The sequence below is a fragment of the Marinobacter sp. JSM 1782161 genome (assembly GCF_011421605.1).
Classification (GTDB): Bacteria; Pseudomonadota; Gammaproteobacteria; order Pseudomonadales; family Oleiphilaceae; genus Marinobacter_A; species Marinobacter_A bohaiensis.
On sequence record NZ_WSSA01000002.1, the window covers coordinates 1297120 to 1319037 of the forward strand.

Consider the following 21918-nt stretch of genomic DNA (forward strand, 5'->3'; position numbering starts at 1 on the left):
CGATGTTTCAGGCGGTTGCCTCCTCCTCCGCCTGCTTGCGCAACAGGAAACGCTGGATCTTGCCGCTGGAGGTTTTTGGCAGTTCAGTGACGAAATCCACCTCACGCGGGTAGGCGTGGGTCGACAGCCGCCGGCGCACGTGCTGCTGCAGTTGCTCGGCCAGATCGTCCACGCCGTCGAACTCCGGCCGGGTCACCACGTAGGCTTTGACGATGGCGCCGCGCTTCTCGTCCGGCTTGCCAACCACCGCGCTTTCCACCACGGCCTCGTGCTCCAGCAGACAGCTCTCCACTTCGGCCGGGCCGATGCGGTAGCCGGCGGAGGCGATGATGTCGTCGTCGCGACCGGTGTAGGAGTGGGAGCCGTCACCGTTGCTGACCACCACATCCCCGGTCAGGTAGTACCGACCGCGGAACGGGTCTTTCTCGTTCCAGGTATAACCCTGGAAGAAGAACAGCGGGGATTGCTCGCGATCCACCGCCAGCTCGCCGGTCTCACCCGGCGCCACTTCGTTGCCCTGGGCGTCCAATGCGACCAGTCGGTATCCCGGAATCGGGTAGCCCATACTGGCATCGCGATGAGGGTGTTCCAGCTCGTGGAAATTGGCGGAGGTCATGCCGGTTTCGGTCTGGCCGTAGTGATCGCACACCGTGCAGTCGAGCGCCCGCGCAACCCAGTCGATCACTTCCGGATTCAGCGGCTCGCCGGCGCTGCTGGCCACCCGCAGCTCGATGCCCGGATAGTCGTTCAACAGCGGTTCGTTGGCCTTCAGCAGACGATAGGCGGTGGGTGCTGCCGCCAGATTGGTAATGCGGTACTTGCGCAGGAACTCGAAGGTGTTTTCCGCGGTAAATCCCGCTTCGTTAAAGTGCGTGGTACAACCCAGTAAAAGCGGCCCGACAATGGCGTAGTAGAGGCCGTAAGCCCAGCCCGGGTCGGCCACGTTCCAGAAATTATCCGCTTCGCGCAGGCCCACCGCGTAACGCATATACATCCAGAACGCCGGCAGAGCCCGCACCGGCACCGCAACTCCCTTGGACTTGCCGGTGGTGCCGGAGGTGAACATCTGCAGGAACGGCGCGTCCGGCCCCAGCCTGATCGGCTCAAAGGCGCCCGGCTGCCGGGCCATTTCCTCGCCGAACAGGAAGTCCGACTGGCCCTCGACCGCCTCGGCGCTCTCCGCCACCAGCATGGTTTTCGGCAATCCATTCACATCAGCCAGCTTCGGCCACTGGGCTGGGTTGGTAACGATCAGCTTCGACTGGGCCTTCTCCAGCCGGTACTCGATGGCGCCGGAACCAAACGCCGTGAACAGCGGCTGGTAAACCGCACCGGCGCGCAGGGTGCCCAATACGCAGACCAGCAGTTCCGGCGTGCGCGGCAGTAGGCAGGCCACGCGGTCTCCCCGACCAATGCCCTGTGTCTGCAAGAAACCGGCAAACTGCGCCGCCCGCCGTTGCAGCTCGGCGAAGCTGACTTCCCCGGCCGTGCCGTCAGCCCGCTCGTAACGCAAACCGATCCGGCCCGGGTCGTCGGCGTGGCGATCGCAGATTTCCTCGCACACGTTCAGGCCGTCGTTATAATCGCCCCGGAAGTTCTGTAAGATCTGATCCACGGAAAACGTACTGGTAAACGCATCGTAGCGGGTTGTGCCCATACTGATTCACCTTGTTCTTGTTTGGTTTGTCAGGGTCAGATTAGGCAAGCCCCCGTGGGAACAGAATGACAGGATCGGGCAGATAACTTGACAAGTTTTGCGCGTACCCGGCAGGCCCAGGAGGCGGCGGACGCTCCGTCCATCAAGAACCTCACCTTTTCGCCGCACTACGCCCAGGCGGCGTTGCGCGGCCTGGAACAGGTCCGGGGGAACTGCGATGCCCTGCTGAGGGAGCGCGGCGTCGATCCCGACCTGATCCGCGAACCCCGCGCCCGTATCCCCACCGATCAGTTCATCCGCCTGTTCCGGCTGGTCTGGAAAGAGCTGGACGACGAGTTCATGGGCCGCACCTCCCGCCCCTGCCGCGTCGGCCACTTTCACCTGATGGGGTCCCTGGCCGTCCACAGCGCCAATCTGGAAGACGTGCTGCGTCAAAGCATCCGCTGCTATCGGCTGTTCTCCGATGATATCGAGATCACCCTCGACCTGGAGGGCGGCGAGGCGGAACTGAGCCTGACCCACCACCATCCCGAGCTGGACCCGGATCGTTTCCTGGTGGAATGGCTGCTGATGGTCTGGCACCGGCTGGTGGGCTGGCTGATCGGCCGCAAGATCGTGCTCAGCCACGCGACCTTCACCCACCCGCTGCCCGGCCACTTCGATGAATACCGTTTCGTGTTTCCCTGCCAGTGCCACTTCGAGCGAGGGCGCAACAGCCTGTTCTTCAGCAAAAACTACCTGACCATGCCGGTGGTGCGCTCGCCGGAGGAGCTGGACGACTTCATTCTGAGTTCACCGCGGGATCTGATGATCTGGACGGCGGACGACGACAGCCTGACCACCCAGGTGCGCCGATTGCTGGAAACCTTCGAGGACAGCCGTCTGCCCAATCTGGACTGGGTGGCGGAGCGGCTGCACATGACCTCCTACACCCTCAGCCGCAAGCTTAAAGCCGAAGGCAGCGCCTACCAGCAGATCAAGGACAACCTGCGGCGGGACCAGGCGGTGATCATGCTGACGCGGCAGAATCTGAGCGTGGCGGAGATTTCAACGCAGCTGGGGTTTGCGGAGCCCGGGGCCTTTTCACGAGCGTTCAAACACTGGACGGGGTTGAGCCCGCTGGCGTATCGGCAGCAGGATCAGTAAAGGTGTTCGTCTAGAGCTTGATGACTGCTGGTTCCAATAATCCTTGCTTATTGCGCCATAGTGGCCAGACCTCCCGGAGCTGGATTTTAAACCTCTCTCCCCCTCGAGGGAGAGAGGTTTGGAGAGAGGGGGAGGCGCCAAACTGAATCCCCGACACCCACTCCGGTTACCGCCACTCCAGCTACAGCAACTCAATCGCCACAGCCGTCCCCTCACCGCCACCGATACACAGCGACGCCACGCCTTTCTTCAGGCCCCGCCGTTTCAGGGCATGGATCAGCGTCACAATGATCCGTGACCCCGACGATCCGATCGGATGCCCCAGGGCACAGGCGCCGCCGTTGACGTTCACCTTGTCCGCATCCAGACCCAGTTCGTTGATGGCCAGCAGCGCCACCACGGCAAACGCTTCGTTCACCTCGTATAGGTCCACCTCGTCTTTCGACCAGCCGGCCTTGTCCAGCACCTTCTGGATCGCACCGATCGGCGCCAGGGTGAATTCCGCCGGCAGACGGGCGTGGGTGGCGTGGGCCACGATGCGGGCCAGCGGTTTGAGGCCACGCTGATGCGCTTCCGCCTCGCTCGCCAGCACCAGGGCCGAGGCCCCGTCGCTGATGGAGCTGGCATTGGCCGCCGTCACCGTGCCGTCTTTCTTGAAGGCCGGTTTCAGCGTCGGAATCTTCTCGGGGCGCGCCTTGCCCGGCTGCTCGTCGGTGTCGACTACCGTCTCGCCACCACGACCGGGAACGGTGACCGGCACGATCTCATCCTTGAACCCGCCGTTCTCGATAGCCGCCAGCGAGCGGTTCAGCGAGGCGATGGCGAATTCGTCCATCGCCTCCCGGCTGATCTTGTACTCGTCCGCGCTGCGCTGGGCGAATACGCCCATCAGGCCACCTTCGTAGGCGTCTTCCAGCCCGTCGAAGAACATCGAGTCGATCACCTGGCCGTGCCCCATGCGCAGGCCTTCGCGCGCCTTGGGCAGCAGGTACGGCGCCTGACTCATATTCTCCATGCCGCCGGCGATCATGACGTTGTTGGTGCCCGCCTTTATCTGGTCGTGGGCCATGATGACCGCTTGCATGCCGGAGCCGCACATCTTGTTGACGGTGGTGCAACCGGAGCTATCCGGAATGCCCGCCGCGCGGGACGCCTGACGCGCCGGCGCCTGGCCCAGACCGGCCGGCAGCACACAGCCCATCACCACTTCATTGACGTCAGCCGGCACCAGGCCAGCCCGTTCAATGGCCGCCTTGATGGAGACCGCCCCCAGTTCCGGTGAACGGACCGGGCTCAGCGCCCCCAGCATGCCGCCCATCGGGGTGCGGGCGGCGCCCACAATCACGACATCTGAATCAGACATAGCAAAATCCTCAATTCCGGTTACTTGCCCAGCAGGGAGCGGGCGATGACTTCCTTCATGACTTCGGAAGTCCCGCCGTAGATGCGTTGTACCCGGGCATCGGTGAACGCCCGGGAGATCGGGTATTCCGTGGTGTAGCCGTAGCCGCCGAACAGTTGCAGGCAGCCGTCCGCCACCCGGCACTGCATCTCGGTGGCGCTGTACTTGGCCATGGACGCCGTGGCGGCATCCAGCTCCCCGGCGCTGTACTGCTCGATGCACTCGTTGATGAACGCCTGGTTCACCCGGTAGTCGGTTTCCATCTCGGCAATGCGGAAGCGGGTGTTCTGAAGCTGCTTGAGCTTCTGGCCGAACAGTTCCCGCTCGTCGGCGTAGGCGATGGTCAGGTCGAGGGCACCGCGGGCCGCGGCGCAGCCCAGCGCACCGATCACCAGCCGTTCCCGGGGCAGCTCGGTCATCAGGTAGACGAAGCCTTTACCTTCTTCACCCAGCAGGGCCGAAGCAGGCACTCGCAGGTCCTCGAAGAACAGCTCGGAGGTGTCACCGCAGTGCTGGCCGATCTTGTCGAGGTTCCGGCCACGGCTGAAACCAGGCAGTGACGCATCCACCAGGAACAGGCTGATGCCGCGGGCGCCGGCCGACGGGTCGGTCTTTGCCGCCACAATCACCATATCGGCGTGCTGGCCGTTGGTGATGAAGGTCTTGGAGCCATTGAGAATGTAGCCGCCGTCGCCGTCCGGCTTGGCCGACGTGCGCATCGCCTGCAGGTCGCTGCCCGCGCCCGGTTCGGTCATGGCGATGGCGCCCACCGCATCGCCGCTGACCAGCTTCGGCAGCCAATACTGCTTCTGCTCTTCCGAGGCGATGTTGGTGAGGTACGGCGCGACAATGTCGGAATGCACCATCACGTTGGTGGCCAACGCGCCGAAGCCCATTCGCGCCAGTTCGGCGCCCACCACAATGGAATAGTCGAAGGGCACGCCCACACCGCCGTAGGCCTCCGGGACGTCGACGCAGAGCATGCCGGCCTCGCCAAAGGTCCGCCACAACTCACGCGGCACGATGCCTTCTTCGTCCCAGGCCTCGTAGTGGGGCTGGACCTGGCTCTCGAGGACCTTGACCACCATATCGCGGAACATGGCCCGCTCTTCCGGTTCACGAATCGGTTTCATGCTGACCTCCGGCCTATTTCGGCGCCATCCGTAAGGCGCAGTCCAGGCGCACCACTTCGCCGTTGAGGATCGGGTTCTTGACCATCTGCTCGACCATCATGCCGAACTCTTCCGGCCTGCCCAGGCGCTGCGGGAACGGCAGCGTCGCCGCCAGGCTGTCCTGCACGTTCTCAGGCATACCAGCCATCATCGGCGTCATGAAAATACCCGGCGCTATGGTGTTGACGCGGATGCCCTGGCGCGCCAGTTCCCGGGCAGCCTGCAGGGTCATGGACACCACGCCGCCCTTGGAGGCGCTGTAGGCCACCTGCCCGATCTGGCCTTCGTAGGCCGCAACCGAAGCGGTGGAGATGATGATGCCCCGCTCGCCGTCGGCGTTGGGCTCGCGCTGCATCATGTCGGCGGCGGCCAGTCGCATGATGTTGAAGGTGCCGATCAGGTTGACCTGGATGACCTGGTTAAAATCCTCCAGCGGCATCGGGCCTTCCTTGCCGACGATCTTCGCCGCCGGGGCAATGCCGGCGCAGTTCACCGCGATGCCGCAGGGGCCGTGGGCTTCGCGAGCCGCGGCGATCGCCGCTTCGGCGCTCTCGGCGGAGGACACGTCGCATTTAACAAAGATACCGCCAACCTCTTCCGCCACGGCGCGGCCGCGCTCTTCCTGCAGGTCGAGGATGGCCACCTTGCAGCCTTCGGCCGCCAGCGCGCGCACGGCGCCTTCACCCAGACCGGATGCGCCACCGGTCACGATGGCGGGGATTCCCTTGAATTCCATATTGGCCTCTTCTTGTTCGATGGTTCTTATTGTTCGAAGGTTCTTGCTGTCAGACACGCAAACGGCGCCTGAATTCAGTGGATGGCGTCAGTGTGAACCAGGCCCCGGAGCGGGACCATGACAAGAATCGGCAGGAAATTTGATAAAAACCGGCGCGTGACGGGACCGGGAGACTCAGAAATAGCCCAGCAACCGACCGCACAGCAGGGCGCCCAACCAGGCCAACAGGGACAACACCGCTCCCAGGCGAATACCGACGGGGAGCGTTGCCTCAAGCGGCAGGTCCGCCACGGCGTGACGCGCCAGCAGGCGTTGCACCACCGCCACATTGGCGCCGCCCAGCCCGATGAGCCCCAATTTGAGCTGGAACAGGGAGGCTGCGGCGTACTCGGAGGCCCGCGCGGCGAACAGCAATAACCCGCAAACAACGGCCAACGCAAGGCCGGCCGCGGCAACGCGCCTCAACACGTGCAGGAACGGCATCAGCGGGAAGCGCCGCCAGCCACCCAGCAGGCGGATATCGAGCGGCACGATGGCTCCCACCAGAAGAGCCACCCCCAGGATATGACCGGTATTCACCAGCGGGTATATCCAGGTGGACTGACGCAGGGCCGCCACCGCCGGCAACTGTTCAAGCGCCGTGAGCAGCGATTCCATCATTCCCGGGGATCGCTGAGCGACTCAGGAGGCACGATCGGGATAGAGGTTGTAGTCCTTGCCGTCGATCACCACCCGCTCGGCCTTGACCAGACGCTCGCCTTCCCGGGCGGAGCGGTGACCGTGGACGGTAATCATCGTGCCCGGCGCCAGCATGTCCCGGGTCAGTCCGACCCGCTCGTTGCGCCAGGGCTGGCCCACTTCGATCACCCAGTCCTCGCCGTCCACGTCGATGGTCAGCTCGCCATGGGGATTGCCCAGCCGGACCTCGGTGATCTCACCGCTGATCTCGAACTCTTCGTCGGTGGCCCAGGCCCAGCCATGGTGCGCCAGGGCCAGGGGCGAGGCCAGAAGGGCCAGCGCCATCCACAGGATGACGGAATGCGTTGGATAAAGTCGCGTCATATCGCAGTTTCCTCCGTACGTCTACAATCCCCGACAACGAACTGAGGCAACACGAATCCTACCGACGGCCCTTTTGCCCCCGGCATCTGAAACGCAGTATGGTCCATGACCGCCGCCGGGCTCAAAAATTCCCCAGGGACAGGCCTTCAGGCCGACGTATCGCCCAGAAGCGGCTAGTCTTAGGAAATCAACAGGTTTCATCCGCCGCAAGGCGTCGACCAGGGAACATGAGCGAGTTGTCCGACCTGATCATCTGCGAGTACTGCGACGCTGTTTACCAGCGCCCCCGGCTGCACGCGCACCAGCGGGCCAACTGCCGGCGCTGCGGTGGCGTTCTGGCGCGGCCGCATCTTTTCCATGTCGATCACCTGCTGGCCCTGTGCCTGACGGCGGTGCTGCTGGTCGTGTTCCTCGGCGTCAGCCCGGTTCTGGTGATCCAGACCCAGGGCCAGGCGCATCCGGCCACCCTGTTTGACGCGGTCTGGGCCCTGACCCGCGGCCCCACCGATCTGCTGGCGCTGGTGGCCGGGTTCTCGGTGATCCTGGTACCGCTGGTTCAGGTGGCCCTGATGAGCTGGATACTGGGATTCGCCCACTTCCGGCAGAAAGCGCCGGGCTTTCGCGGCTGCATGCGCACCCTCACCAGCCTGAGCCCCTGGAGCATGCTGGAAGTGTTCCTGCTTGGCGCGCTGGTGACGGTCTTCAAGATCACTGGCCGGATCGAAGTGCTGCCAACGCTGGGGCTCGCCGCACTGGCCGGGCTGAGCCTGCTGATCATCGGCATGGCGGGGCGCGATATTCACCGCCTTTGGGACGAGCTGCCATGACCCCGCCCACCGCCGATGAGCTGGGACTGCGCCTGTGCCATCACTGCCGGCTGGCCTGCGATGCGACGGCGCAACACTGCCCGCGTTGCGACACCTGGCTGCATCGTCGCAAGCACAACAGCATTGCCCGGGCCTGGGCACTCATGATGACCGCGCTGATCCTGTACATTCCGGCCAACGTGTTGCCGATCATGCACACCAGCTCGTTCACGGGAGATTCGGATACCACGATCCTGGGCAGCGTGGTCACACTCTGGCTGGACGGCGCCTGGGACATTGCGCTGATCATCTTCATCGCCAGCGTCGGAGTGCCGGTGACCAAGTTCCTGGTGCTGGGCCTGTTGCTGCTGACGGTGGGCCGGGGCTCGGAACGCAGCCGGCGTGACCGCACCCGGCTTTATCGCGGGCTTGAGCTGATCGGCTACTGGTCTATGCTCGACGTGTTCGTCGCCGGGCTGCTGGTCGCGCTGGTCCAGTTCGGTGCCCTGGGCTCGATCGAGCCGCGCATTGGCATCCTCTACTTTGGCCTGGTGGTGGTGCTGACCATGCTCGCCACCATGAGCTTTGATCCACGACTGATCTGGGATACGGAACCCCACCATGAGTAACGGAACGACGCCGCAGTCGCCTCCCGAGGCAGACGTCACTTCCCGCCGCTGGCGCCTGTCGCTGGTCTGGCTGGTGCCGCTGGTCGCCGCATTGGTGGGCCTATCGATGCTGATCCGCGCCTGGCAGGACGCCGGCCCCACGGTCCAGGTGTCCTTCGAGACCGCCAGCGGCCTGACGCCGGGCCAGTCCCAGGTCAAGTACCGCAACGTGGTGATCGGCGAGGTCTCCGACATCCAGCTCAGCGGCGACAACCGCAACGTCCTGGTCACCATCGAGCTGAACCACGAGGCGGAGGCCTTCACCCGCGAAGACTCACGTTACTGGGTGGTGCGTCCGCGTATCGGCACCGGTGGCATTTCCGGGCTCGACACCCTGCTCTCCGGCGATTTCATTGCCGCCGACCCGGGCAACTCGGAACAGCGTACCAACCGCTTCGAGGGCCTGGAGTCGCCGCCGCCGGTGACCTACGGCGAGCCCGGCAAGCGCTTCGAACTCAAGGCCCAGGACCTGGGGTCGCTGGATATTGGCTCGCCGGTTTACTACCGCAAGGTTCGCGTGGGCCAGGTGGTGTCCTACGGCCTGGACAAGTCCGGCGATGGCGTTGACGTCGTGGTGTTCGTCAACGCGCCCAACGACCGCTTCGTCACCGGCGACACCCGGTTCTGGAACGCCAGCGGTATCGACATTGGCGTCAGCGCCGACGGGCTGGAACTGGACTCGGAATCGCTGATCTCCGTGCTCACCGGGGGCATCGCCTTCGGCACCCCGGAATTCAGCGCCAACCGGGAACCGGCCCAGGCGGGCACCCAATTCCAGCTGTTCAACGAGAGGGGCGTCGCGCTGTCGCCGGGCAAGGGCCCGGCGCAGATGATCCGCATGCGCTTCGACCAGTCCCTGCGCGGACTCAAGGAAGGTTCTCCGGTGGAGCTGATCGGCAAGGAAATCGGCGAGGTGAGCCGGGTCACGCTGGACTACGACCCGGCGTCTCATACCTTCCCGGTGGTGGTGGACGCCCGAGTCTATCCGCAACTGATGGGCCAGGCCTACGGCAAGCTGCTCAGCGCCATCGGCGAGCCGGTCGGCGGCCCCAGCGAGGTACCGCTGCTGTTCGAGGAACTCGTCAGCCAGGGCCTGCGGGCGGAAGCACGCACCAGCAACCTGCTCACCGGCCAGCTGTACGTGTCACTGGAACTCTACCCGAACGCCAGCAAAACCGAATTCAACGTGGCCAAACGCCCGATTCGCATACCGACGCGCCCCACCAGCCTGGAGAAACTGCAGGAGCAGCTCACCCGCCTGGTGGAACGCCTGAGCAACATTCCCTACGAAAGCATCGCCAGGAACATGGACGGCAGCCTCGACGCGCTGCAGCAGACGCTGGGCCAGATCAACCGCGACGTGCTGCCGTCGGCAGTGGACAGCCTGCAGGGCATGGATCAGGTGATGGCGCAGATGCAGTCCACCCTGACCACCGCCGCGGACGCCCTGGACCCGGACTCGCCGGAACGGGCGCGACTGGGCCACGCGCTGGACGAGGTGGAGCGAATGTCCCGCTCCGTCCGTGAACTGACCGATTACCTGCGGCGCCACCCCGAAGCCATGCTTCGCGGCCGCGCCGCCCCGGCAAGGAGTGAACTGGCGCCATGACCGATTCCTCACGACAGACGACAACGCTCCCCGGCCCAGGCAAGCGGTGGCTTCCCCTGCTGCTGTTCGGCGTGCTGGGCCTGGCGGCCTGCAGCACCAGCCCGCCCGTGCGGCTGCATACCCTGGTGGCGCCAGTCAGCGAGCCCTCCCCGGACACCGCCCGGTCGATCATCGCAATCGAAGCCGTCAGTGTGCCGCCCCAGGTCGATCGCAGCGCGCTGGTGATCCGCCGCTCGGCCAGTGAACTGGAGGTGCTGGAGTCCGACTGGTGGGGCGCGCCCCTGCCCGAGGAAATTCGCAGCGCGCTGACCACCCGGCTCAACCAGCCGGGCGAGGCCGATGGCCCGATTCACGCCTGGATCGAGGTCACCCGATTCGAAGCCGCACCGGATGCCAACGCCTGGCTCAACGCCAACATCCGCCTGGTTAATCGCACGAAAGACGCTTCACCGCGCCAGTTGAGCTGCCATCTCCAGCTCTACCAGACCACCGGCGCCGACGTCACCAGTATCGTGCTGGCCCAGCAGGCCAACCTCGACAACCTGACAGAACGACTGCGCCGCGCCGCCGATACCCTGGTGGCCGGCGACGCCCGGTGTCCCGACTAGGCGTGCGCGGTCACGGCGTGGGGCACGTAGCCGCTTTCCAGCACCGCCTTCTCTTCGTCGCTTAGAGTGATGTCGAGCGCGGCGATGGCGTCGTCCAGGTGACGCTCCTTGCTGGCCCCGATGATCGGTGCCGACACGACGGGGTTGGACGCGACCCAGGCCAGGGCGATCTGCGCCATGGGCGCCCCTCGCTGCTCGGCGACGGCGCGCAGGGATTCAATCACCGGCGTGTCGATGTCGCCGCCCAGCTGCCATTTGACGGTGTTCTCGTCGGTCCGTGAACGCAGCGAGTCACCGCCCTCGCCCTGGGTGGTGCGGCCGGCCAACACGCCCCGCGCCAGAGGGCTCCAGGGAATCACGCCGACGCCCTGATCCGCGCACAGCGGGAACATCTCGCGCTCTTCCTCGCGGTAGATCAGGTTGTACATGGGCTGCATGGTGGCAAACGTCGTCCAGCCATGGCGCTCGGCGGTGAACTGGGCTTTGGCGAACTGCCAGGCGTACATCGACGACGCCCCGATGTAGCGCGCCTTGCCGGCTTTCACGACATCGTGCAGCGCCTCCATGGTTTCCTCGATGGGCGTGTCGTAGTCCCAGCGGTGGATCTGCAGCAGGTCCACGTAGTCGGTGCCCATGCGCGCCAGCGAGGCATCGATGGACGCCATGATGTGCTTGCGCGACAGGCCGCGGTCATTGGGCCCGTCCCCCATCGGGAAGTAGACCTTGGTGGCCAGGACAAAGTCCTCGCGGCGGGCGTAATCCAGCAGCGCCTTGCCCACCACGCGCTCCGATTCCCCCAGGGAATACATGTTGGCGGTGTCGAAGAAGTTGATACCCGCATCCAGCGCCTTCTTGATAAACGGACGGCTGGCCTGCTCGTCCAGCACCCACTCGCGCCAGGTGGGCGAGCCGTAGGTCATGGTGCCCAGGCACAGGGGAGACACCTTCATACCGGTGGAACCCAAACGGCGATAATCCATGGCAACCTCCTTGAAAATGATGGAAAGGCCGACGTTCGACCTGTCCGGGATACAGCGGGATTGGGACGTCGCGAGCTCTGACGGGTCGCGAGTCGATGCAGCGTGGTTCACGCCTACGAAGTGACGATGGATTATGCTGGACCGCCGGACGGCGATCCGCAAGGGAAACGGATGGCAGACGTCAACAAGGCCGGGCTGATCCGGGCAGCCAGCGATGGCCTATCGGTCGTGAGTCCCGATCACCCCGGATCCACGTCCCGGTAATCCTCGGGCACAAAGCGGGGCGTGCACAGCGCGAAGAACACCAGGGTGGTCTCGCCGGTATTGCGGATGCGCTGGGGGCTGCCCGGCGGGATCACCACCACATCGCCGGCGGACACGTCCTCGCTGAGCGTGTCGCCCACCTCGACCCGGCCTTCCCCGTCGAGAATCACGTAGCGTTCCACCTGCGCCGCCAGGGTATGCAGCCGGGTAACCCCGCCCGGTTCCACCCGGGCGCGGGCGATGGATAGGGCCTCGTCGTCGGCACTGTTGGCCATTTCGAGGATGTAGCAGCCTTCCTCGAAGAAGTATTCCTGCGACGGATCGAATCGATGGACGGTCGGGTTCATTCGCTCTCCCGGGATTGTCTGGCTTGCGGTGCGTCCGGCAGCACATCGTCGATCACCGACCGGGCCTGGCCACTGAACCAGCCGACGATGTCTTCCAGCACCATGTACAGCGACGGCACCACCAGCAACAGCAGCGCCGACGAGAACAGGATGCCATAGCCCAGGGAAATCGCCATGGGGATCATGAATTTGGCCTGGACCGAGGTCTCGAAGATCATCGGCGCCAAACCGCCAAACGTGGTACAGGTGGTCAGGAAAATCGGCCTGAAGCGGCGCACGCCGGCGGCGTGGATGGCCTCAACCGCCGAATATCCTTCCCGCTGGCGGGCGTTGGCGTAATCGATCAGCACCAGCGAACCGTTCACCACCACGCCGCCCAGGGCGATGATCCCCATAATGCTGATCAGGCTCAGGCTGTAGCCCATGATCAGATGCCCCAGCACCGCACCGACGATGCCGAACGGAATCGCCGTCATCACGATCAACGGTTGGGTGTAGCTGCGGAACGGCAGCGCCAGCAGCACGAAGATCACCAGTAACGCCAGGGTGACGGTGCTGTAGAAACTGTTGATCGAGTCGCGCATGCTTTCCTGACGGCCGCCGAAGCTGTAGGACAGCCCCGGGAAATCCTGCATCAGCTGCGGCAGCAGTTCGCCCCGCAGCGTCGCCAGCACCCGGTTGGTCTGCTCGATCGGCTCGACGTTGGCGCTCACCGGCATCACGCGCCGGCCGTTCTCCCGGCGAATGCTGGTCAGGGACGTTCCGGGCTCGATGCGGGCCACCTGGTCCAGGGGGACGTACTGGCCGCCCTCGGTGCGGATCATGAACGAGGACACCGCCACGGAACTCTTGCTCAGTTCCGGCGGCAACTGCACCCGCACGGTCACCTCGTTGGCGCCGCGCAGCAGCTTGAAGGCCTCAGCGCCGTAGAAGGCGTCGCGGACCTGGCTGGCGATGTCGCCGGAGGTCAGCCCCAGGGCCCGGCCGGCCTCGGTCAGGTGCAGGCTCCAGCGCGGCTTGCCGGGAGCGTAACTGTCGTCCACGTCGGTAACGTGGTTGATCTCGGCCAGCCGCTGCCCCAACACCGCGGCCGCGCGGTTCAGGGTGTCCACGTCGCTGTGGCTGAGCTGCACGGTCACGCCGGCACCGCCGCCGGGGCCGCCACGGTCGGTATCGAAGCGCAAGGACTCCACACCCAGAATCTCACCCGTCGCCCGGCGCCATTTCTGAGCTGTCTCGGCGGTGGTGATGGGCCGTTGATCGGGCCCGGTCAGGTAAATGCGCGCTTCCACCACGTTGTCTTCGATGGAAGCATACACGCCCTTGCTGAGCGCGTCCCCACCGTTGGCGTCGATGACCCGGCGAGCCGCGTCGGTCAGCTCCGCCCGCACCCTCCGCGCCTCGCTGGTGGGCGCGCCGTACGGCAGAGTGGCGGTGACTTCCACCGTATCCCCCTGCACGCGCGGCATGAGGATGAAGCCCATGCGACCGCTCAACGGATACGCCAGGGTAATCGCCAGCAGCGTCAGTGCCGCCGCCAGGGTCACGTAGCGCCAGCGCAGAGTGACCGACAGCGCGCGACCATAGACCCGCTCGATCAGGCCGCTGAACCCGCGACTGAAGCGCTGCTGGGCGTCATGCAGCCGGGCGCCGAAGCGGGTGCGCGACCCGTCGCGCACATAGGCCAGGTGCGCCGGCAGGATGATCAGCGCTTCCACCAGCGAGATCAGGAACACCGAGCCCACCACCGCGGGAATGACCGCCCAGATCTGGCCGAAGGGACCGGGCATGGCCGCCAGGGGCAGGAAGGCGACGATGTTGGTGATCACGCTGATCAGGATGGGCACGGCGATGTCCTTCGCCCCCTGGGTCGCCGCCTCGACGAAAGGCATGCCACGGCTGCGGTATTCGTAGATGTTCTCTCCCGCCACGATGGCATCGTCCACCACGATCCCCAAAGCGATGATGAATGCGAACAGGGAAATCATGTTGATGGAGACGCCCATCCCCGGCAGGAACAGGAATGCCCCCAGGAAGGCCGTGGGAATCCCCACCGTGACCCAGAACGCCAGTTTGAACTCCAGGAACAGGCTGAGCAGCGCCAGTACCAGCAGCAACCCGACGAAGCCGTTCTTGAGCAACAGTTCCAGGCGCTGCTTGTAGACTTCCGAGGCGTCGCTCTGGACCACCACGTCGATGGCCGGCGGCAGGCCGGCGCGGATGTCCGGCAAGGCCGCGTGCACCGCGTCCGACACGCTGATGGGGGTTTCCGAGCCGACCCGGAACACCTCCACTTCGATGGCGCGCATGCCGTTGAACGACTGGATGTCCTCCACGTCCTCGGAGAAACCGTCGGTGATGGTGGCGATGTCACCCAGGCGCAGGAGGGAACCGCCCTGCCCGGCGCGAATCACGATGTCGCGGAACTCCTCGGCGTGGCTGCGGCGTTCGTCCACCTGCAGCAGGATCTCCCCGGCGGCGGTCTCCACCGCACCGGCGGAGCGGTCGCGGGCGCTCTCGGCGACGATGCCGGCCACTTCGTCCAGGGTCAGGCCGTAGGCGCGCAAACGGTCCTCGGCAATGTCGATGTGGATCTCGTAGTCGCGCACATCGTCCAGGTCCGCCTGGGTGATGCCGGGCTCCAGCAGCAGGCGATCACGGATCTGCTCCGCCGCCGTTCTCAGGCTCTGATCCGGCGCGGCGCCGTAGACCAGCACGTCCAGTACGTCGCGACGCCAGCCACTGTACTCGATCTCCGGTTCCTCGGCGTCGTCAGGGAACGTCTGGATCTGGTCGACGGCGCGGATCACGTCCTGGTAGGTGCGCTGCAGATCGGCACCCTCGATCAGCTCCAGGGTCACTGAGCCCGAACCCTCCCGGGCGGTGGACGTGACGTCCTTGATCCCGATCAGCCCGCGGACCGCTTCTTCCACCGGCAGCACCACCCCCTGCTCGATTTCCTCCGGCGTGGCGTTGGGGTAGGACACACTGATGTCGATGGCGTCGCGCTGGAAATCCGGAAACACCTCCTGGGTGATCCGGGTGGTCATGTACAGTCCGCCCAGGATGAGCACCAGCATCAACAGGTTGGGCGCCACCCGGTGGGCGGTCATGAAGCCGATAAAGCCCTTGGGCCGATCAGACATCTCCGCCTCCGTCACGGCTGGAATCGGTGTCCACTTCCTGGACGCGCAGCGGCATGCCCTCGGTCACCACAGAAATCTGCGAGGTGACGATGCGGTCGCCGTCCTCAATGCCGTCGGTCACCAGCACGCGTTCGCCGTCGCGGTAAGCGATGGTGACCTGGCGCATGGCCAGTTCGTCGTTGTCGTCCATCAGCCAGACGATATTGCCCGAGTGGACCCACTCCGGCTGCAGCGCCACGGCGTCCGGCACCGCCGCGCCCTGGATCTCACCCCGCACGTAGGCGCCGAGCAGCAGGCGGGGCTGGTTGGCTTGCCCGCTTCCACGGGCCAGCGGGTCCTGCACCGCTACCCGCACCTGGGCCATGCGCCCGCCCTCTTCCAACTGCCCCAGCAGTCGCACCACGCGCCCCTCGCGGGACACATCGGTGGGCCAGACGCCCTCGTAACGCAGCTGGACGGTGGAGCCCTTGCTGTCCGATCCGGGGAAGCGCACCCACTTCAGCGCGTTAACCGGCACGGTCAGTTCCAGCCACCAGGTGTCGACGCCGACCAGTTCCGCCAGCGTGGTGCCGGTGGAAACCTCCGCGCCTTCCGCCACGGCCCGGGACAGCACCATCGCCTCGAACGGCGCGGTAATCCCCGTGCGCTCCAGGTTCAGCCGGGCTTCGGCCAGATCCGCCTCGGCCGCGGCCACCGCAGCCTGGGCCGTTTCCAACTGGGGCCGGCGCAGGATCAGGCTGCGCTCGGCGTCGCTGACGTTTTCCCCGAGCAATTCGTACTCGCGCTGGGCCACGGCCTGCTGGCCCTGCTCCAGCGACAGGTCGGCCCGTGCCTGAGTCAGCGCGCTGCGGGCCCGGGTCAGCGCCAGTTCGTAATCCCGTGGATCGAGCTGCAGCAGCGACTCGCCGCTAGCCAGCACACTGCCGGCGTCGAAGTTGTCGGCCAGCGACACCACCCGGCCGCTGACCCGTGGTGTCAGCGTCAACGCATGGGAGGGCTGCACCTGCCCCCAGGCCGTGACCGTCACCTGATGGGACCGACGCTCGGCCACCTCAATTTCCACCAGACGCTTGGAACGCTCCGCCGGCGGTTGCCGGCCAGCCTCTTCAGCGGTGCCCAGCAGCAGCCAGGCGATGCCCGCACCGGCCACCAGCACCCCCAGGCACAGCACGGCCTGGAACAGGCCACGTGCCGGCGTCATCCGACGGTTGGACGACTGGCCCTGATCTCTCAGGGATTTCTGATCAACGCTCATCCGTTGGCCTCGCTTGCTTCCGGTCCGGCGGTGTCCCAGCCCCCGGCGATGGTTCGAATCAGGACAATCCGGTCCAGCAACAGGGCCCACTGGGCCTCGAGCTGCTGGCGCTGCACGGATTGCAGGGTGGTCAGTGCCGACAACACGTCCAGGTACTCGGCGGCCCCGCCGATGTAGCGCTGCCGCAGGCGTTCCACCACCTCTTCGGCCAACCTCAGCTGGCGATTGAGACTGATCAGTCGTTCCTGGTCATAGTGGGCGTTGGACAGCGCCGTTTCCACTTCCGCCACCGCATCCACCACGGTCTGGGCGTAATCATTGAAGGCCACATCACGAGCCGCTGTGGAGCGGTCCACCTCGGCTTCCAACGCGCCGCCCCGGAAGATCGGTACGGCCAGCGCCGCCGCCAGCGAAGACACCCAGTCCTCAAACAGGTCGGATGGCGAAGTGGCGGCGGTTTCCAGGGAGGCGGACAGATCCAGGCGCGGGTACTGCTCGGCTATGGCCACCGCCACGTCGGCGTCGGCCGACTGCACGCGCTGCCAGGCCGCCCGCAGATCGGGCCGCTGGTTCAACCACTGCGACGGCAGGCCCACCCCGGGCATGGGCGGCAGCTCGGTGATGGCGGTGCCCGCTGGCAGGGCCAATGTGTTGGCCGGCTGGCCCATCAGTGCGGCCAGTTGGTGACGCAGATCCTTGAGGGTGGCGCGAGCGGATAACAGGTCGGACACGGACGCTTCGGCCAGGCGGCGCTGGCGCAGGAGCTCGTCGAACTGGGCCTGGCCGTTGCGGTAGCGCACCGAGATCAGGTCGGCCACCTGCTCGTTGGTGGCTCGCTGACGGTCGAGCAGATCGACGATGGCGCGTTGGCGCAGCACCCGGTAGAAGGTGTCGGCGGTGGAAGCGGTCAGGCTGATGTAGGCGGCGTCCAGATCGGCTTCGCTGGCCTGGGCCTCCAAACGCGCCGACTCAACGCCGGCACCGATGCGGCCCCACAGGTCCACCTCATAGGACGCGGAGGCTCCGACGCGGTAGTTCTCGCTGCTGCTGCCATCCTGGCGCGTGATTCCGGCATCCGCGTTGGCGTCCAGCGTCGGCAACTGATCGGCGCCAGCAATGCGTGCGGCCGCCCGGGCCTGACGCAGGCGCGCGCGCGCCGAGGCCAGACTGAAGCTCCCATCCACAGCTGCAGCCACCACCTCGTCCAGACGGGGATCGTCGAAATGGTGCCACCATTGACGGGTCAACCGGATATCCCCGGCCTCGGGCGTTCCGGAAAAACTCGCCGGCAGCGTCACCGGCTGCGGAACGGTTTCCGTGGGCGTGGAGACGCAGCCCACCAAACCGAGTGCGCCCAGCAGCAGGGTCAGGGAGAATCGTCGAGCGGGACCTGGAATCATGCAACCTCTGACAATGGATACGGTTATGCCTTGCGGCACCTCTGACACGCGCCATCATAGAGGAGTTAAGAAACGTTAAGGTTGTCTTTTCACAAAATTTACACGGAGACTTACAAAGACGGCAGGCCTCCGCAGAAGGCCGTTCAGCGGTCCTCGCGGGAACCGGTCCGGCCGAAAACGGACGTCAGCATAACCAGGAACGCCAGCGCCGCGCAGGCCGCCATGGACATCACCACCGCCGGCAGGGTGTGCGGCAGCAGTGCCGACAGGGCACTGAGTGTGCCGGCAACGCCGAATTGGGCCGCGCCAAGCAACGCCGCGGCGGAGCCGCCACTGGTGGGAAAATACTCCATAAAGCAGCTCTGGATGTTGGGGATGATGGCCCCCATCACGCCGATCGTCAGCATCATGGCCGCCAGGAATCCGTAGACCGGCCAGGCCATCTGCGCGGCGACCACCAGCAGCACACCGCCCAGCGCCTGGACCAGCGTCGCCACCTGCAGGATCCGCAGCGACGTGACCCGCGACAGCAGCGCCCGGTTGATCAGGTTAACGCAGAACATGGCCACGATGTTGGCGCCGAACAGCAGCCCGAAGGCTTCCTTCGACTCACCAAAGTGATCCTGATAGATGAACGAGGCGTGGGTGATAAACAGCATCATCACGGAAAACGAACCCACCTGCCAGGCGATGAACGGCAGCGCGGCCCGGTTACGGAGCACCTCGGCGTAGCGCCTGAGCACCCCGCCGGACGACGCCGAACCGGTGTGCACGCTGCTGTGGCGAAACACGGTGCCCAACAGCAGGGGCACCACAGCCACCGCGTAGACGGCCAGAAACAGGAAGATGACGTTCCAGGGCCCCAGGTGCAGCAGCCCGCTGCCGATGCTCGGGGCAATCCCCGGCGCCACCACCATGATCAGCCCCATCATCGAGAACAGCTTGGCGGCATCCTGCCCACTCACCAGGTCCCGCACCAGCGCCGGCACCGAGACCAGCGCCCAACCGGCTCCCAGGGCCTGCACGGCACGGCCGGCGAGAAACAGGGACAGGTTATCGGTGAAGGCAAGCCCCAGGCTCGATGCGACGAAGATGGTCAGACCGGAAAGAAGAACCGGCTTGCGACCGAAGCGGTCCGACAAGGCACCGCCAATCAGTTGGCCTATGGCGAGGCAGAAGACGTAGATCGACACGCTCAGCCCCACTTCCTGCGACGTCGCCCCCAGGGATTGCGCGATGTCGGGGAAGGCGGGCAGGTAGGTATCCAGCGAGAACGGCCCAATCATCATGGTGGAGGCCAGCGCCAGGATCAGTGAAAAGCGAACGTGGGAGTCCTTCGTCGTCATACAGTGTCCATTCGGGGTCAGCAAATCGCGCAGGTGAATCGCAAACTATAGATTGCCCCGCTATCGAAATAAAATCGACAGATGTGCTTACCGACAGCCCCGTCTCACTGTGTACAAAGCGATGGCTCCAGCAGAGCAGCCGGCGGCGGGCGCCAATCCGCTGGTGATGCTGACCGGGCAGGAGTGGCATTGCCTCATCTCACGGGTGGCCATCGGCACCCTGGCCATTGTCGCGCTCGGCCTGGCCTACCACCGGCTGCTGTCACGCCAGCCCTACCCCAAACGCTGGCTCTGAGGCGACGCATTCATTCGACGGAACGGGCGCTGCCCGGCCGTCGACGGCGCTTCCGGCCGGGCCGAGCGGTGGAACACCAACGTGCCCGCCGCCACCAGGGTACCGGCCAGGCCGAGGTTGGGCGGTGTCGCTTCGCCCAGCGCCAGTACCGCAATAGCGGTGCCGACTACGGCGGCAACGGTGCCGATCTGGCTGAGATAAACCGGCCCGGCCAGCTTCTGCAGCACGAAGTAGAAGAAATAGAGAACGGCGAACACCAGAACTTCCACGGCGAGCAGCCCCAGTATGGTAGATGAGCGCATCATGGCCCCGATCTCGCCCACCTCGGTGGCCAGCACGAACGGCAACAGGGACAACCCGGCGCCGAACAGCATGATCGCCGCCAGGAAAATCGGCGAGGTGCCGGCCGGCCAGCGCAGGGTCCGGTAGATGTTGCCGATGGACAGGGCCAGCGGCATGGCCAGGATCAGCATCGCCCAGATCGGGTCGCCGGCGCTGTTTCCCGCCTTGGACACCGCCAGGATCACGCCACCGGCCAGCGCCAGCAACACCCCCAGAAGACGCGGCACCCGCATCCGCTCCATCCCCATCAACAAGGCCAGCAGCCAGGTCAGCAGGATCGGGAAAGCGAAGCTGAGCGAGATGAACCCGGCCCCCACATGGCGCACGGCCAGGAACCCCAGGGCATTAGGCAGCGCCATGAGCACGCCCGTCACCAGGGCGTACTCCAGGGTCCGTCGGTTCAGGGGCATGGCCTGGCGCTGCAGCGCCGTCAGGCCGGTCAGAATGATCCCCGCGCCCACCAGGCCGAGCATGAGAAACGTCAGCCGCGGTGCTCCGGCGCCATCGGCCAGTTTGGCCATCACCAGGGACAAGGCCAGCAGGGTGCCAACCAGCAGCAGACAGCCCAAGGCGAAGAGCCCCTGTCCGTCTCGCGCCTTGTGAGATTGCATCACCTTCGCCATCATTGATCTCCAGAATCTTGGCGTCGAGACGAGTTCGTTGGCAACGCTCGTCCGGGCCGAATCATATTTACCTCATCATCAAGATAAAAATTATCTTAACACCAAGATAAAAAGAGGCACAATGAGTCGTGTAAAGCTGGCCACGAATCAGTGGCAGACGGAAATGCCGGAGCTGGATCTGCTCCCGATGGAACTGCTGGGCCGGTTAGGCGCCGCGACCCGTCAGATCACGCGGGATTACCTGGATCCGTTCTTCAAATCCCACGGACTCCACCAGGGGGAATTCGACGTGCTGGCCACATTGCGGCGCTCGGGCGAGCCTTACTCACTGGGTCCGACCCAGCTGTTCGAGGCGCTGATGATCTCCTCGGGCGGGATGACCAACCGGCTCGACCGGCTGGAAAAAGCGGGGCTGATCCGGCGCACACCGAATCCGGAAGATCGCCGCGGCATGCTGGTCAACCTGTCCGATGACGGGCTGGCACTCATCAACCGCATCGTGCCGCTGCACGTGGATAACGAGGCCCGGGCGCTGACCACTCTTACCCGCAACGAGCAGAAGCGTCTCAACGATCTGCTGGGCAAACTGTTGGAAGGACTGGATCGCACTAACGCTTGAACTTGGTCTCCAGCACTACGGCGGAATTGGTCCGCTCCACCCCCTCCAGATTACCGATGTCATCGAGTACGGTGCTGAGCTCTTCTAGCGACTGCGCCTGCACGATGGCGATCAGGTCGTATTCGCCACTGACCGAGAACAGCTGCGCCACGTGATGGATCTGCTCCAGCGCGGCGTTGGTCCGGGCCGTCAGTTTCTGGCGCACCTTGATCGACACATGCGCTTCCACCCGGTTGGTGGAGTAGGCACCCCCCAGTTCCAGGGAATAGCCCTTGATCACGCCGTTGGCTTCGAGCCGGACAATCCGGTTCTGTACCGTTGAGCGCGACAGATTCAGGGCGCGTGCCAGTTCCGACACACTGGTCCGGGCGTTCTGGCGCAACAGCAGCAGCAATCGCTGGTCCTGGGCGCTGACGGGCTTGTCCATTTCGTCTC

At 65.2% G+C, this 21918-nt stretch carries 21 protein-coding genes; 7 read left to right on the forward strand and 14 right to left on the reverse strand.

Going from position 1 to position 21918, the window contains the following annotated elements; all coding sequences use genetic code 11:
• Window positions 1–7: 7 nt before the first annotated feature.
• Window positions 8–1657, reverse strand: coding sequence for an AMP-binding protein (locus GQB00_RS05710; RefSeq protein ID WP_165855508.1), 1650 nt, complete (start codon window positions 1655–1657; stop codon window positions 8–10).
• An 87-nt stretch (window positions 1658–1744) separates the two neighbouring features.
• Here GQB00_RS05710 and GQB00_RS05715 point away from each other — a divergent pair, with 87 nt between their 5' ends.
• Window positions 1745–2803, forward strand: a complete 1059-nt coding sequence (locus GQB00_RS05715) for an AraC family transcriptional regulator (RefSeq protein ID WP_207950616.1) — start codon at window positions 1745–1747, stop codon at window positions 2801–2803.
• 181 nt (window positions 2804–2984) lie between these two features.
• Here GQB00_RS05715 and GQB00_RS05720 read toward each other — a convergent pair whose 3' ends face one another.
• The 5 genes from GQB00_RS05720 to GQB00_RS05740 all read right to left on the reverse strand — a co-directional run bounded on the left by GQB00_RS05720 (window position 2985) and on the right by GQB00_RS05740 (window position 7175).
• Window positions 2985–4166: a thiolase family protein gene (locus tag GQB00_RS05720; protein WP_165855509.1), complete on the reverse strand. Its 1182-nt coding sequence runs from the start codon at window positions 4164–4166 to the stop codon at window positions 2985–2987.
• 20 nt (window positions 4167–4186) lie between these two features.
• Window positions 4187–5338, reverse strand: a complete 1152-nt coding sequence (locus tag GQB00_RS05725; protein WP_165855510.1) for an acyl-CoA dehydrogenase family protein — start codon at window positions 5336–5338, stop codon at window positions 4187–4189.
• Between the two features lie 13 nt (window positions 5339–5351).
• A complete protein-coding gene (locus GQB00_RS05730) occupies window positions 5352–6113 on the reverse strand; it encodes an SDR family NAD(P)-dependent oxidoreductase (RefSeq protein ID WP_165855511.1) in 762 nt (253 codons plus the stop codon).
• A gap of 174 nt (window positions 6114–6287) precedes the next feature.
• A complete protein-coding gene (locus GQB00_RS05735) occupies window positions 6288–6773 on the reverse strand; it encodes a hypothetical protein (protein WP_165855512.1) in 486 nt (161 codons plus the stop codon).
• A 21-nt stretch (window positions 6774–6794) separates the two neighbouring features.
• Window positions 6795–7175, reverse strand: coding sequence for a DUF6152 family protein (locus GQB00_RS05740; RefSeq protein ID WP_165855513.1), 381 nt, complete (start codon window positions 7173–7175; stop codon window positions 6795–6797).
• A 227-nt stretch (window positions 7176–7402) separates the two neighbouring features.
• On the opposite strand from GQB00_RS05740, the gene GQB00_RS05745 reads away from it, so the two are divergent.
• The 4 genes from GQB00_RS05745 to GQB00_RS05760 are packed head-to-tail and all read left to right on the forward strand — an operon-like array spanning window position 7403 to window position 10866.
• Window positions 7403–8002: a paraquat-inducible protein A gene (locus tag GQB00_RS05745; protein WP_111495639.1), complete on the forward strand. Its 600-nt coding sequence runs from the start codon at window positions 7403–7405 to the stop codon at window positions 8000–8002.
• A complete protein-coding gene (locus GQB00_RS05750; protein WP_165855514.1) occupies window positions 7999–8610 on the forward strand; it encodes a paraquat-inducible protein A in 612 nt (203 codons plus the stop codon). The genes GQB00_RS05745 and GQB00_RS05750 overlap by 4 nt, the downstream gene beginning before the upstream one ends.
• Window positions 8603–10258, forward strand: a complete 1656-nt coding sequence (locus tag GQB00_RS05755; RefSeq protein ID WP_165855515.1) for an intermembrane transport protein PqiB — start codon at window positions 8603–8605, stop codon at window positions 10256–10258. Before GQB00_RS05750 ends, GQB00_RS05755 begins: the two co-directional genes overlap by 8 nt.
• The gene (locus tag GQB00_RS05760; RefSeq protein ID WP_165855516.1) at window positions 10255–10866 is read left to right on the forward strand and encodes a PqiC family protein; all 612 of its coding nucleotides are present in this window, start codon (window positions 10255–10257) and stop codon (window positions 10864–10866) included. Before GQB00_RS05755 ends, GQB00_RS05760 begins: the two co-directional genes overlap by 4 nt.
• Here the strand turns inward: GQB00_RS05760 and GQB00_RS05765 are convergent.
• The 6 genes from GQB00_RS05765 to GQB00_RS05790 form a co-directional block, all read right to left on the reverse strand.
• Entirely contained in the window at window positions 10863–11846 is a 984-nt protein-coding gene (locus GQB00_RS05765; protein WP_165855517.1) for an aldo/keto reductase, read from the reverse strand. The genes GQB00_RS05760 and GQB00_RS05765 overlap by 4 nt on opposite strands.
• Before the next feature lie 239 nt (window positions 11847–12085).
• Complete coding sequence (locus GQB00_RS05770) at window positions 12086–12457, reverse strand: cupin domain-containing protein (RefSeq protein WP_111495634.1); 372 nt, start codon at window positions 12455–12457, stop codon at window positions 12086–12088.
• The gene (locus tag GQB00_RS05775; RefSeq protein ID WP_165855518.1) at window positions 12454–15603 is read right to left on the reverse strand and encodes an efflux RND transporter permease subunit; all 3150 of its coding nucleotides are present in this window, start codon (window positions 15601–15603) and stop codon (window positions 12454–12456) included. The genes GQB00_RS05770 and GQB00_RS05775 overlap by 4 nt, the downstream gene beginning before the upstream one ends.
• Window positions 15596–16858: an efflux RND transporter periplasmic adaptor subunit gene (locus GQB00_RS05780; RefSeq protein WP_165855519.1), complete on the reverse strand. Its 1263-nt coding sequence runs from the start codon at window positions 16856–16858 to the stop codon at window positions 15596–15598. The genes GQB00_RS05775 and GQB00_RS05780 overlap by 8 nt, the downstream gene beginning before the upstream one ends.
• The gene (locus GQB00_RS05785; RefSeq protein ID WP_165855520.1) at window positions 16855–18258 is read right to left on the reverse strand and encodes an efflux transporter outer membrane subunit; all 1404 of its coding nucleotides are present in this window, start codon (window positions 18256–18258) and stop codon (window positions 16855–16857) included. The genes GQB00_RS05780 and GQB00_RS05785 overlap by 4 nt, the downstream gene beginning before the upstream one ends.
• A gap of 143 nt (window positions 18259–18401) precedes the next feature.
• On the reverse strand, window positions 18402–19604 hold the full coding sequence (locus GQB00_RS05790) for a multidrug effflux MFS transporter (protein WP_165855521.1): 1203 nt from the start codon (window positions 19602–19604) through the stop codon (window positions 18402–18404).
• 121 nt (window positions 19605–19725) lie between these two features.
• On the opposite strand from GQB00_RS05790, the gene GQB00_RS05795 reads away from it, so the two are divergent.
• Window positions 19726–19899 carry an HPP family protein gene (locus tag GQB00_RS05795; RefSeq protein WP_165855522.1) on the forward strand — a complete coding sequence of 58 codons (174 nt, stop codon included), beginning with the start codon at window positions 19726–19728 and terminating at the stop codon, window positions 19897–19899.
• Here the strand turns inward: GQB00_RS05795 and GQB00_RS05800 are convergent.
• Window positions 19878–20864 (reverse strand): DMT family transporter, encoded by a 987-nt coding sequence (locus tag GQB00_RS05800; protein WP_165855523.1) that lies wholly within the window; start codon window positions 20862–20864, stop codon window positions 19878–19880. The two genes, GQB00_RS05795 and GQB00_RS05800, sit on opposite strands and share 22 nt — an antisense overlap.
• 121 nt (window positions 20865–20985) lie before the next feature.
• On the opposite strand from GQB00_RS05800, the gene GQB00_RS05805 reads away from it, so the two are divergent.
• Window positions 20986–21483: a MarR family winged helix-turn-helix transcriptional regulator gene (locus GQB00_RS05805; protein ID WP_165855524.1), complete on the forward strand. Its 498-nt coding sequence runs from the start codon at window positions 20986–20988 to the stop codon at window positions 21481–21483.
• On the opposite strand, the gene GQB00_RS05810 is transcribed toward GQB00_RS05805, so the two are convergent.
• Window positions 21473–21910, reverse strand: a complete 438-nt coding sequence (locus GQB00_RS05810; protein ID WP_165855525.1) for an Lrp/AsnC family transcriptional regulator — start codon at window positions 21908–21910, stop codon at window positions 21473–21475. The genes GQB00_RS05805 and GQB00_RS05810 overlap by 11 nt on opposite strands.
• Between the last annotated feature and the right edge of the window lie 8 nt (window positions 21911–21918).